At 43.7% G+C, this 12,519-nt stretch carries 11 protein-coding genes; 5 read left to right on the forward strand and 6 right to left on the reverse strand.

The features are described 5' to 3' along the window. Positions 1–64 precede the first annotated feature (64 nt). From potC to potA, 3 genes are read right to left on the reverse strand one after another with little or no spacing between them, the layout of a single operon-like run. Complete coding sequence (potC, locus tag ACT3QR_RS09795) at positions 65–871, reverse strand: spermidine/putrescine ABC transporter permease PotC (protein WP_444521165.1); 807 nt, start codon at positions 869–871, stop codon at positions 65–67. After that, entirely contained in the window at positions 871–1,749 is an 879-nt protein-coding gene (gene potB / locus ACT3QR_RS09800) for a spermidine/putrescine ABC transporter permease PotB (RefSeq protein ID WP_444521166.1), read from the reverse strand. The genes potC and potB overlap by 1 nt, the downstream gene beginning before the upstream one ends. Beyond that, entirely contained in the window at positions 1,749–2,990 is a 1,242-nt protein-coding gene (gene potA / locus ACT3QR_RS09805) for a spermidine/putrescine ABC transporter ATP-binding protein PotA (RefSeq protein WP_444521167.1), read from the reverse strand. The genes potB and potA overlap by 1 nt, the downstream gene beginning before the upstream one ends. Before the next feature lie 379 nt (positions 2,991–3,369). On the opposite strand from potA, the gene ACT3QR_RS09810 reads away from it, so the two are divergent. From ACT3QR_RS09810 to ACT3QR_RS09820, 3 genes are all read left to right on the forward strand, one after another. Beyond that, the gene (locus ACT3QR_RS09810; RefSeq protein ID WP_444521168.1) at positions 3,370–4,008 is read left to right on the forward strand and encodes a carbonic anhydrase; all 639 of its coding nucleotides are present in this window, start codon (positions 3,370–3,372) and stop codon (positions 4,006–4,008) included. A 172-nt stretch (positions 4,009–4,180) separates the two neighbouring features. After that, positions 4,181–4,744: a lactoylglutathione lyase gene (gloA, locus tag ACT3QR_RS09815; protein WP_444521169.1), complete on the forward strand. Its 564-nt coding sequence runs from the start codon at positions 4,181–4,183 to the stop codon at positions 4,742–4,744. A 72-nt stretch (positions 4,745–4,816) separates the two neighbouring features. Further along, entirely contained in the window at positions 4,817–5,794 is a 978-nt protein-coding gene (locus ACT3QR_RS09820) for a mechanosensitive ion channel family protein (protein ID WP_444521170.1), read from the forward strand. Between the two features lie 145 nt (positions 5,795–5,939). On the opposite strand, the gene ACT3QR_RS09825 is transcribed toward ACT3QR_RS09820, so the two are convergent. The 3 genes from ACT3QR_RS09825 to ribA all read right to left on the reverse strand — a co-directional run bounded on the left by ACT3QR_RS09825 (position 5,940) and on the right by ribA (position 8,552). Next, complete coding sequence (locus ACT3QR_RS09825; protein WP_444521171.1) at positions 5,940–6,416, reverse strand: c-type cytochrome; 477 nt, start codon at positions 6,414–6,416, stop codon at positions 5,940–5,942. 389 nt (positions 6,417–6,805) lie between these two features. After that, positions 6,806–7,816, reverse strand: a complete 1,011-nt coding sequence (hemF, locus tag ACT3QR_RS09830; RefSeq protein WP_444521172.1) for an oxygen-dependent coproporphyrinogen oxidase — start codon at positions 7,814–7,816, stop codon at positions 6,806–6,808. A gap of 7 nt (positions 7,817–7,823) precedes the next feature. Then, positions 7,824–8,552: a GTP cyclohydrolase II gene (ribA, locus tag ACT3QR_RS09835; protein ID WP_444521173.1), complete on the reverse strand. Its 729-nt coding sequence runs from the start codon at positions 8,550–8,552 to the stop codon at positions 7,824–7,826. A gap of 633 nt (positions 8,553–9,185) precedes the next feature. Here ribA and dxs point away from each other — a divergent pair. Together dxs and ACT3QR_RS09845 are read left to right on the forward strand one after the other, a co-directional pair. After that, positions 9,186–11,255, forward strand: a complete 2,070-nt coding sequence (gene dxs, locus ACT3QR_RS09840) for a 1-deoxy-D-xylulose-5-phosphate synthase (RefSeq protein ID WP_444521174.1) — start codon at positions 9,186–9,188, stop codon at positions 11,253–11,255. Between the two features lie 354 nt (positions 11,256–11,609). Beyond that, complete coding sequence (locus ACT3QR_RS09845; RefSeq protein ID WP_444521175.1) at positions 11,610–12,437, forward strand: inositol monophosphatase family protein; 828 nt, start codon at positions 11,610–11,612, stop codon at positions 12,435–12,437. The last annotated feature ends 82 nt before the right edge of the window (positions 12,438–12,519 follow it).

Here is a 12,519-nt window from a genome sequence, read left to right on the forward strand (position 1 = left end):
CTGACTTTCACTCATAGTCCATTATTAATAAGCAGTTAATAAGCAATTAGTCAGTAATCAACATCTAGCGCTTGCGTAACAGCAACTGTGAGATAACCACCAATACTAGCGAGGCAACCAGCAATAACGTACCAATGGCGTTGACTTCTGGCTTGAGTCCTACGCGCACCATAGAATAAATGCGTAGCGGTAAAATCTCATAGCTAGGCCCTGTGACAAAGGTTGACACCACTACATCATCTAGCGACAAGGTAAAGGCCAGTAACCAACCTGCCATGACTGCTGGCAAAATAACGGGAATCAAGACGGTGCGCACCATGGTTGATTCATTGGCACCCAAGTCACGTGCCGCCTCCATTAAACGCTCATCTAAACTACTTAATCGTGCAAAGACGGTAATCACAACAAAAGGCAGGCAAAAAGTAATGTGCGCCAATAGCAGTGAGACAAAGCCCAATTGCAAACCAATCAATAAAAACAATGCTAGCAATGAAATAGCCAATACAATCTCAGGCGACATCATCAGGACAAATAGTAGCCCGTTTAGTAAGCCTTTGCCGCGGAAATTATAACGGTGTAGCGCCAGCGCGGTGAGCGTGCCTATTAAAGTCGAAACAGTGGCTGCCACCAAGCCTAAGACAATAGAGTGCCAAAACGCATCGAGCATCGCTTGATTGTTAAATAGTGACTCATACCACTTTAAGCTAAATCCGCCCCAGTTGTAGCCAATCTTTGACTTGTTGAAGGACATCACCACCAAAACAATGATGGGCAGGTATAACAAAGCATAAATCAGTCCGAGATAGCCTTTGGCGGTGATACTACCAATCTTGAGCGTACGATTTTTTTTATTCGGTGAGCTATAGGACATTAGGCCACCTCATTAAAATCAGTTTTGCCAATGCGGCGGCTACTGGCGCGGTAGGCAAGTAATAATACCGCCATCGCCAGTGTCAATAATACGCTGGCTGCTGCACCAAAGGGCCAGTCTCGCGCATCCAAAAATTGGTTTTTGATGATATTACCGACCAATAAGTTACGAGAGCCACCCAAAATGTCTGCCACATAAAACATCCCCATGGCAGGCAATAGCACTAACAGTACTCCAGAGATAATCCCAGGTGTCGTTAATGGCAGTACCACATGCCAAAAAGTCTGTGCTCTAGTTGCCCCCAAATCTTGCGAGGCGAGTAGCATATCATTGCGCAAGTCAGTAAATACTGCATATAGCGGCAGTACCATAAACGGAAACAACAAGTAAGTTAGTCCTGCAATCACCGCGCCTTGAGTATATAAAATATCGATAGGGGTATCGATTACACCAATTGCCAGTAGTAATTTATTAATCAAACCATTATTAGCAAACAGTAATTTGAGTGCATACGTTCGTACCAAAGAATTGGTCCAAAATGGCAGTATTAGTAGCAGCATCAACAATGGCTGCCATCGCACCTTTACTTTGGAGATTAGCCATGCAAAAGGATAGCCAAGCAGTAGGCAAATAACCGTAGTGATACCTGCCATCCACAGTGAATGGACAAATACTTCAAAATACAACGGATCAATCATACGTACGTAGCTGTCGATGCTGACAGGTAAGCTGATGAATGCGCTGCTATCGCGGGTCAAAAAACTAACAGCGATGACTAATATATTTGGCAATAGCGCAAATATCAGGAGCCAACCCCAAATTAGCCAAAGCGTGACGGTACGAAATGGACTTTTACTACCTAAGTGGTTGCGATCCATCAGCTACCATCCTTTTGTACAGTCGTGTCTGAGACAGTTTTAGAGTCTTCTGGCAATACCCATTCCCAGCCATCTACCCATGAGACTTTGACACCTTCGTTTAGTTTGTAATCAAAGCTCGGGTCGTCTTCATCGAAAAACTCAGAAGCCTTAATGATATGACCATTTGCCAATTCGATAATTGAGTCTAACGTGCTGCCTTTATAGTTACTCTCGATGACACGGCCTATCAATCCACTATGTTCATTATCTTTTGGGTCATATATTCGTAAGTCCTCGGGGCGCAGTAATAAATTAACGATATCGCCCACTTGCACGTCATTGGCAAAACTGGGACGACGTAAGTTACGTAATGTGGTTAGCTCTTCTTGCGCCTGTGCTTCGCAAACTTCGACCTCGATACGTCCGTTGGTCACTTTACCATCGCGATCTGGCTGGTTTGGATAAACACCTTTGACCTCAGCTCTAAACAAATTGGTCTCGCCGATAAATTTGGCAGTAAATAGGTTGGCAGGAGTTTCATAAATCTCGATAGGCGTGCCGATCTGCTGGAAGGTGCCGTCTTTCATCACGGCAATACGATCTGACATCGACAGCGCTTCTTCTTGATCATGGGTCACGAAGACAAAAGTGATGCCCAGCTCACGTTGCAGGCGCTTCAGCTCAGATTGCATTTGTAGGCGCAGTTTATGATCGAGCGCAGATAATGGCTCATCAAGCAACAGCAGTTTAGGACGGTTAATCACTGCGCGTGCAATAGCAACTCGCTGCTGCTGACCGCCAGATAAATCTTGCGGCTTGCGGTTGGCTAGATGCTCTAGTTGTACCATCGCTAGCATCTCGCTGACGCGTCTTTGGATTTCATCTTTCGGTACTTTTTTTAGCTTTAGTCCATACGCTACATTTTGAGCGACGCTCATATGAGGGAACAACGCATATTGTTGAAATACGGTATTGACCGGACGCTTATCGGCGGGCAACCCTGCCATCTGTACACCGTCCAAATATATTGCCCCAGCATTTGGCTGCTCAAAGCCGGCAATCAAACGCAGCAACGTCGTCTTGCCGCAGCCTGATGGGCCAAGTAGGGTCAAAAACTCACCATGTTTGATATCGAGATTGATGTCTTTTAGAACTTCGGTTCGATCATAAGTTTTTTTTAGACCAGTCAATTGCAGCAGCACCTGATCATCATGAGATGACGCAGAGGTGTTATGTGTACGTTGAGATAAATCGGTCATAATATCTGTTCCTAAGCGTCCAATATCTATATACAGCTGACTGTCATCAAAGGGATTGGCATGAGCGTAAGCACGATCTGAATGCAGCGTATTATAACAAACCCTTGATATAAGTCAGTGCAAGTTCGTTATAAATTACGCGAGTCATACTGTCGTAGCAGCGATATGGACAGCTGTATTTTTGGATGTGATTGTATTCACGCAGCGATATTTAGACAAATTTTTTTACCGTTTTTTGGTTTTTATTCCTATACAATCACGTTATAGCTGACAAACATGGCTAGCCTAATATTTTGGCGATGATTAGCCGGTCTGTGCTTAAGTACATTTGTACAAAACAGCTTATAACTCTAATATTATTGATGATAAAGGATCTCTCATGCCTACCGATATACGTCCATCCACAGGTCAAGAAGCGCTTGAGCTTTTAAAAGCAGGTAATGCACGCTACGTTGATAGCCTCACCAGTACCGATCAATATATGCAGCGTCGTCCAGAGTTGGTCAAGGACCAAAATCCGTTGGCCATTATTTTGGGCTGCTCAGATGCACGAGTACCCGTTGAGATTGTTTTTGATCAGGGTTTGGGAGATTTGTTCGTTATACGAGTGGCGGGTAACGTCGTTGCACCATCACAGATTGGCTCAATCGAGTTTGCCGCTGAAGCCTTTGGTACACAGTTGGTGGTGGTACTTGGACACTCAAATTGCGGTGCTGTCACTGCTTGTGTTGAAACGCTGATTAATCCTGAGCAGAACTATTCACCTAATTTGCAATCTATCGTTGATCGTATTCGCCCAAGCGTTTACAACTTACACGAACTGGCAACTGCCAATGGTCAAGACGTCGATGCTGATGCACTGGTCGATCGCTCTATTCGCGCTAACGTACGTATGTCAGTCAGTCAGCTAAAACATGGGTCACGTGCACTAGAAGACCTGACCAATAGTGGTCAGCTACTTGTTGTCGGTGCTGAGTACGACTTAGAGACAGGAAAGGTGCGCTTTTTGGATAGCTAGGCAGTTTTAGATAGCTGGTCGGGGCGTAGAGAAGAACATACCTTGTTCATATTCTTACAAAACGCTATCAGTTATTTCGCTGTTTTTTATTATGATAAGAGAACGACGCAAATTGTGACGATCATGATTTGTGTGTTTATGCATTTATTTTTTGAATTATATTAGGATAATTATGTCTACTACATCTAACAACAATAATGACGCAATAGACCAGCCTGCTAGCAGCGTTAGTACGGACGGTGTCCAGCCAATTTCATCACAGACCACAGGTTTTACCTTTAACCACACCATGCTGCGTGTCAAAGACCCTGCTAAGTCATTAGCGTTTTACACTGGTGTCTTAGGTATGACATTACTTGCTGTCAAAAAATTCCCTGATATGGGATTCGATTTGTATTTCTTGGCTAAATTGACCGAGAGCGAGCGCGAAAACTTGCCAACAGGTGACGACCTAGAAATCTTTGCTTTCCGTCAGCGTGGCATTTTGGAGTTGACGCATAACTACGGTACCGAGACAAAAGCTGATTTTAGCTATCATGACGGTAATCAAGATCCACAGGGTTTTGGTCATATTTGCTTTAGCGTTCCAAGTTTGGATGAAGCGGTTGCTTGGTTTGATAAAAATGACGTCGAATTCAAAAAACGTCCAGAAGATGGCAGCATGAAAAACATTGCCTTTATCAAAGATGTAGACGGCTACTGGATTGAAATCGTGCAAGCTGATTTGATGGGTTAACTGTTAGGACGACCGCATCTATTGAAATAAATGTACTGATAGGAATAAATAAAACAAAGGAGTATCACCCAAATGCCTACTTCTGAGGCAGAAACAACGCTGAGTGCTGAGACAGCTACGCAGTCTACGACGACAGATGGAATAACGTATCAAAGCATCCTTGGCTCAGCAAACGATATATGGGTTAGCTTCGTTGAAAGAATCCCATATTTTGTTGCATCAATCATCGTTGTCCTAGTTTTTTGGTTCTTATCCATTGTCTTCAAAAAAATCGTTCACAAATTATTAGGTAGCCGTAGCCGACATCAGAACTTGGTGAAAGTATTTCAGCGGGTAGGCGGGGCACTCATTTTCTTTATTGGTTTTATGATAGCGATGGTTATTGCAGTACCAGGATTTACCCCTGCTAAGCTGATCGGAGCGCTTGGTATTGGTTCGGTCGCTATCGGTTTTGCTTTTAAAGATATTTTTCAAAACTTGCTCTCTGGTATTTTGCTATTGATCTCAGAGCCGTTTCGTATCGGTGATCAGATTGTCTCAGGAGAATATGAAGGAACGGTCGAAGATATCAAAATACGGGCAACCACCATCAAGACCTATGATGGTAGGCAAGTAGTGATTCCAAACTCAGATCTTTATACTTCAGCGCTGACCGTCAATACCGCTTATAAGCAGCGCCGTCTACAGGTTGCAGTGGGTATTGGTTATGAAGATGATATCGAAGCTGCCAAAGCTGAGATTATAAAAGCACTAGATAAGATAGAGAGCGTCTCAAAGAAAGCAACGCCAAGCGTGATTGCCACTGGTTTTGGTGGTTCGTCCATTGACCTAATGGTACGCTGGTTTATCGAAGACGGAACACAAGCTCATAAGGTCGCCTCTATTCATCAGGTAATTGTAGGTATCAAAGATTCGTTGGATGCAGCGGGTGTGAACATTCCATTCCCAATACGTACGATTGATTTGAGTGATCCTTCAGTAGGTGCTATCGTTAATAAAATGAACGAGCAGCAAGAAGCTATGAATACGAACAAAACAGTGGCAGAGTAGTGCGCTTATTGGATATTCAGTTGAGATCAAGAGTTTAATTTCTATAACAACTCAGACAACGAAAAAACCGCCATACCCAGTGATATGGCGGTTTTTTCGTATTTATTTATCTACTAAATTATCTATCTACTATAGGTATAAAGACTTATTCAGATTTTGCTCTAAAGTCAGTATGGCACGATTTACAGCTTGCACCAACTTGTCCAAAGGCAGGTTTGACGTCGTCCATGCTAGTAGCGTTTTGGGCGGCAGCATTTAGCTCAGCAGTGACTTTTTGGAAGTTTTCAGCTTCGGCACTGAAGCCGTCAGCATCAGACCAAACTGCTTCGGTAGCATTGCCTACCGCTTCTGGGTCTTCAAAATGGCTCCAAGGTTTGGCAGCATCTTCTGCCAAGAACGCAGCTTGTTCTTTAAATACTTCAGCATCAAAGGTATCAGGTGCTTTTGCCATATCACCCATGACGCCAACTGCGTCGCCCCAGTTTTTCATGCTATCTTGACGCGCTTGTACGTCGGGGTTAGTCCCTGTTGACGTGTTGCAGGCCGTTAGACCGAGTGCCGCCGCCATCAAAGTAACGCTAAACAGAGACTTGAAAGATTTGTTGGTATGAACCTGTGCCATATGACTTACTCCTTTAAACTTGGCTAATAGTAAGCGCAATTAGAAACGCTCGCTTTGACTTAAAATATAGTTATACAAAATACTGCCTAAAATTCTTTTGAGCACAGTTGCTAATAAAGAACGTCTTCTATTGTAACGGTTATCTATGCAATGGGGATGATATAGTTGTTATATCCTCGTAATATTTTAAATAAGCATAACTTAACATGGTTATGATTGGTTGTGGTGTTTGTTTGACAGTTACGCAACGTATTTCTGTACGATAACAACGTGAGAGTGGGTCGTTTAAATAGTGCTGACAATGAAAAAGGCCAGCGATAGAGGCTGACCTTCCCAAAGTTTTTAGAGATATGAATATCGCGATATTGATAAAACCTAATTTACAAAGCCTACAGTGCCAACCAATCACGCGGTTTTAGATAATAATCAGTCAACTCAAATTCAGGCGTCCCTTCAGTAGGCTCAAAACGATAATGCCAGCTGGCAAGCGGTGGCATACTGACTAGAATTGACTCGATACGTCCATTGCTCTGTAGCCCAAATAGCGTGCCACGATCATAGACCAAATTGTATTCGACGTAACGGCCACGGCGATAGAGCTGAAACTCGCGCTGCGCTTCGGTATAAGGCGTATTTTTACGTTGTTCAAAAATCGGCATGATACCGTCAAGATAACCGTTGCCCACTGCCTTCATAAAGTTAAAGCAGGTCTCAAAGTCCCAGCCGCGACTTTCAGTACTAACATCATCATAAAACAGACCGCCAATACCACGCTGTTCATCACGATGGCGCAGATGAAAATACTCATCACACCACTGTTTAAAGTCAGCGTAGATATTATCTCCGAATGGTGCGCACAGGTCATGACAGACTTGATGCCAATGTACGCAGTCTTCCAATACTGGATAAAAGGGCGTTAAGTCAAAACCACCACCAAACCACCAGATAGGCGCTTCGCCTTCCGCTTCTGCTACGAATAAACGCACATTGGCATGGCTCGTAGGTACGTTTGGATTTTTGGGATGGACTACCAGTGACACGCCCATTGCTTGAGCTTTGCGTCCAGCGATATTAGGGTGACGTGCAGTAGCAGAGGCAGGTAGGTTATGTACATGAATATGGCTGAACATGACGCCAGCTTTTTCGATGACTTCGCCATCAACCAATACGCATGACCGACCGCCGCCGCCTTCAGGACGTTCCCAGTCATCAGGAACAAAAGTCGCATGCTCGTTGTTATTAGTGCCGCCATCGCGCTCTTGTGCTTCTAGTGCTTCACAAATACGCGCTTGTAAATCAACTAAAAACTCGCGCACTTTCATAATGTCATCATGGGTTGGCGTCGTCACTGACGCGACCGTTGATAAGTCTGTTTCGTTATCTGTATTTGCAATACTCATATGATATCTATTTATTCAGGTGTATGGCTGTATTAAGGTCTGTGTCGTGAGAGACATCTTTATCAAGATTGATATTCTTATCAAACAAGTGGCCCATGCGATCACGTTTGGTTGCTAGATACTCAGCATTCATATCGTTGACACCGACCAATAATGGCACACGTTCAACAACATCAATACCATGCTCAGTCAGATAAGCAACCTTGTTTGGATTGTTGGTGATGAGCCTGACGGCATCAACCCCAACATGGGCAAGCATCGGACTACACATGTCGTAGATACGTGCATCAGCAGGCAAGCCTAACATGAGATTGGCATCCAATGTATCATGGCCTTGATCTTGTAGGGCATACGCACGAATTTTGTTGGTCAAGCCGATACCGCGACCTTCTTGACGCAAATATAAAATCGCTCCGCAACCTGACTCTTGAATCGCTTGCATGGCAGTATTCAACTGTGGTCCGCAATCACATTTCAATGAGCTAAATGCATCGCCTGTTAGACATTCAGAATGAATACGAATGAGCGGTACTTGCTTTGCTGCTGATTTGTCTTTTTGGCTCAGTATTGTGTCATTTGAGGGTCGGCTAGCCATATCAACTGTCTTTTGATCGACCACAGGCAGACCAACGGTCAGCATAACATGCTCTTGACCTTCGCTATTTTCGAAGATATGAATATCAAACTCGCCATGACGAGTGGGTAATTTGGCACTAGTGATAAATTGATATGACATTGCTGTCCTACATAAGCCTAAAGTTGTGGCGGTGAAAATTATGTTATTGCTGTTTGAAACGAACGCTGTTTGAGATAGTTACTGTTCGAGATAACGACTGTTTACGAGATAAATATTAGTCGAGATGAGTATGTCACCTCAACTTTACTGCTAATACCAAGATAATACCAGTATAACCTGCTCACAAGGACAGCGTGCTCATTGTGTTTGTTATAAAAACACACAAAGTTCACAGACGACGCACGATGATTAAAGCGACAATTAAAAAAAAATGCTATTATGCCATACTATTTTGACGGATACAGTGACAAGTCTTTACCCTTACATTACTATGTCGTCACTAACGTCCGCTATTGATGCGAAATAATAGGGCATAATGTCACCCCTTAGTAGTTAATAGCATAAACGCATCAATATTTTGATATCAAAAGGGCGGTGTTGACGCGTATTCTATTATGATAGCGTGTCACCTGTCGTAAGTAGCGCAGCTATACAAATACGAAAGTTGCATGAATAATTATATGGTCGATTACATCAATAATGATGTAGGTATTATTGACGTCCTTTAAATATAGTCATCGCTATATTTAAAAGACATGTCTTGTCAGCAGATTGGTAGGTATCGTACGGTTTATGCAGCAGTCACCTCATTCTCCAAAGTCTCAGTTCCTATCTACATCAGTGCTGGATTCTGCTGCTCAGCTATCGAGCTTACAGCAGACCTATACTGTGATTCCACGCGTGCGTCCTCATACGCCATTGCTTGATGCAATTGATACACCCACTGAACTTAGCACGCTTTCAACGGCCAATCTTGTTACGCTGGCTGATGAGTTGCGCCTTTTTTTATTGTACTCAGCTGGTCAGAGCGGTGGGCATTTTGGTGCCAATTTGGGCGTGGTTGAGCTGACTATCGTTTTGCATTATTTGTTAGATGCGCCGCAAGACCAAATCGTTTGGGACGTGGGTCACCAAGCCTATGCTCACAAAGTATTGACAGGTCGCCGCGAGCAGCTAGGTACTATCCGATCTAAGGATGGTCTGACAGCATTCCCTGAGCGCGCAGAGTCTGTCTACGATACATTCGGTGTCGGACACTCATCGACCTCTATTTCAGCTGGTCTGGGTATGAGTCTTGCACTGCGTTATCAAGGCCGTGAGCAAACTGTTGCCTGTATCATCGGTGATGGTGCGATGACAGGCGGTATGGCATTTGAAGCTATGAATGATGCAGTACAGCAAGATGCTGATTTGCTAGTCATTCTAAATGACAATGATATGTCGATATCTTGCTCTATTGGCGGATTTTCAAGACATTTGGCTATGCTTTGGGAGTCGGGCTACCAAGTGGATATCTCTGAGTCAGGCGAGCCAGTACTTTGTCATCGTCCTGATATGCAAGCGTTTGATCGCCGCAAGCGTCACAAAGAAATGCGCGACGTTCCGCAGCTAGAAGATAATTTATTTAAAGCCATTGGTTTTACCTATTTTGGTCCATTTGATGGTCATAATATCCCTGAACTACTGCGCGTATTGTCACTGGCCAAGCAAGTAAAAGGTCCAGTATTGGTGCATATCTATACTACTAAAGGTAAAGGATTTGCATCAGCAGAGTTAGATCCAGTGGGCTATCATGCAATCAGTAAACTGCCGGTCGAAAATCATGAAGAGCATAAAAGTTCTAAAGCTGATTCTATAGAGCAGCCAAAGAAACAGCCAAGCACAAAACCAACGTTAAAATATTCACAAGTGTTTGGGCAGTTTTTGTGTGATAAAGCGGCCGAAGACGATAAGTTGCTAGCCATCACACCAGCCATGGAAGAAGGCTCAGGGATGACAGATTTTGCTCGTCATTTTCCAGAGCGTTTTTTTGATGTGGCCATTGCTGAGCAACACGCGGTCACGCTAGCGGCTGGGATGGCGACTCAAGGCGTCAAACCTATTGTCGCGATTTATTCAACGTTCTTGCAGCGCGGATATGATCAGCTGATCCATGACGTGGCTTTACAAAACCTCGATGTTATGTTTGCCATTGATCGAGCGGGCTTAGTTGGCGAAGATGGTGCCACGCATGCTGGTGTGTTTGATTTTGGATTTTTGCGTTGTGTACCTAATATGGTGATTGCAGCGCCGAAAGACGAGAACGAATGCTACCATTTACTCAATACTTGCTATGAATATCCAGGCTGCACGGCCGTACGTTATCCACGTGGTACAGGTACAGGTGCTGATATTAAGCAGCCAGCCCAAAACTATAAAGTTGGTGAAGCGGTCGTTGAGTTAGTATTAGGTAAATCTGATGCGCCTTACAAATTGGCATTATTGGCTTTTGGTACGATGGTAGCAACTGCTCAGCAAGCCGCAGAAATCTTAGCAGACGATTCAGCGTTAGAATGTCAGATACATGTGGTCAATATGCGCTGGGTAAAACCGCTAGACACAGCAATGCTTGAAACGTTATTGGCGCAAGGGGTCACTCATATAGCAACCCTAGAAGAGCACATGATTATGGGCGGCGCAGGTAGTGCGGTAAATGAGTATTTACTCAACAAGTCGGACGCCTTTAAGACAAATCGTCCAGCTATTGCTAATATCGGTATTCCTGATCGCTTTATTGCACATGGTTCCCAAGCAGAGCAGTGGGCTGACTGTGGTTTAGATATTGAAGGCGTGCTCAAACAGTTTAAGATGCTGTTATCGTAGATACTATATTTAACGTTACAATATTATTTTAAAAATTAATGCGCTAAAAAGGCATTAATAAAAACAGATATATGCTCCTTAAACAGAGCAAACGCCTGCTAGCCGTAGGTGCTAACTTTTTTACAATTTGCGCAGTTTAGATGATCGCCAAAATACGGGCTTGGTCAGCGTGACGGTTTTTTCGTTTTTATCGAACAATTTTAGTATAATGCGGTTGTCGTTTATAAGTTTTTACGTATAAAAGACACGTTTTTAATCGCATAGATGTAGTGTGATGCGGCGGCTGTTTGGCATGTTGTGGGCACAGAGTTGGTCTTATTTTTTATATTCATTCATTAAGCAAATAGGTTATTTATGGAACCCATGGTCGTCATCGCAGCGCGTACTGCTGAAAAAGTTGGTAAAGAGATTTTATATGCGCATCAAAACCGTCACAAAATCGAGTTAGATATTGAGTCTAAAGGGCTTGATGGCTTGGTTACCCGCATTGATCGCTTTAGCGAAGAGCTTACCATTGAGACGCTAAAAGCCAGCTATCCTAATCATTCATTTTTGGGTGAAGAGTTTGGTATGCAAGAAGGTCGCGGCGAAGATGCTGACTGGTGCTGGATTATCGATCCGCTAGATGGCACTAAAAACTTTGTTCATGGTGTACCACAGTTCTGCGTATCCATCGCTGTACAGCACAAAGGCGTCACCCAGCATGGTGTGGTCTATGATCCTGTTCGTGATGAGATGTTCTCAGCGAGCCGTGGTAAAGGCGCACGTTTAAATAATCGCCGTATGCAAGTGAGCGAACGCAAAACTATCGACGGTGGTTTCTTTACGACAGGTCATCCGCTTGAGCGTAAGCGTAATGGTGAAGTAGTTTCTTTTGCCAAACAGCACTTTGAGAGCTTACAAAAGGTCTCTGAAGCAGGTGGTCAGGTTCGTCGTATGGGTTCAGCAGCGCTTGATTTATGCTATGTGGCTGCTGGTCGTTTTGATGGTTACTTTGAGATGTCAATTAAGCCGTGGGATATTGCGGCAGGTGAATTGATTGTGACTGAAGCACGCGGTGTTGTAGTGGATCATACTGGCGCACACAACTCTATGACCTCAGGCTCGATCTTTGCTTGTAACGTTAAGCTACTAAAACCATTGATGCAAATGGTTGTGCCAGCTTGGGGCGACGTTATTTAAAAGCGGCGTATCAAAAAGAAATATTATCTAAAGTTAATATACCTAAAAATGATTACAGCTGGTAGTCGCTTTCAGAGCACAT

Source organism: Psychrobacter sp. AOP7-B1-25 (genome assembly GCF_052376195.1).
GTDB lineage: Bacteria > Pseudomonadota > Gammaproteobacteria > Pseudomonadales > Moraxellaceae > Psychrobacter.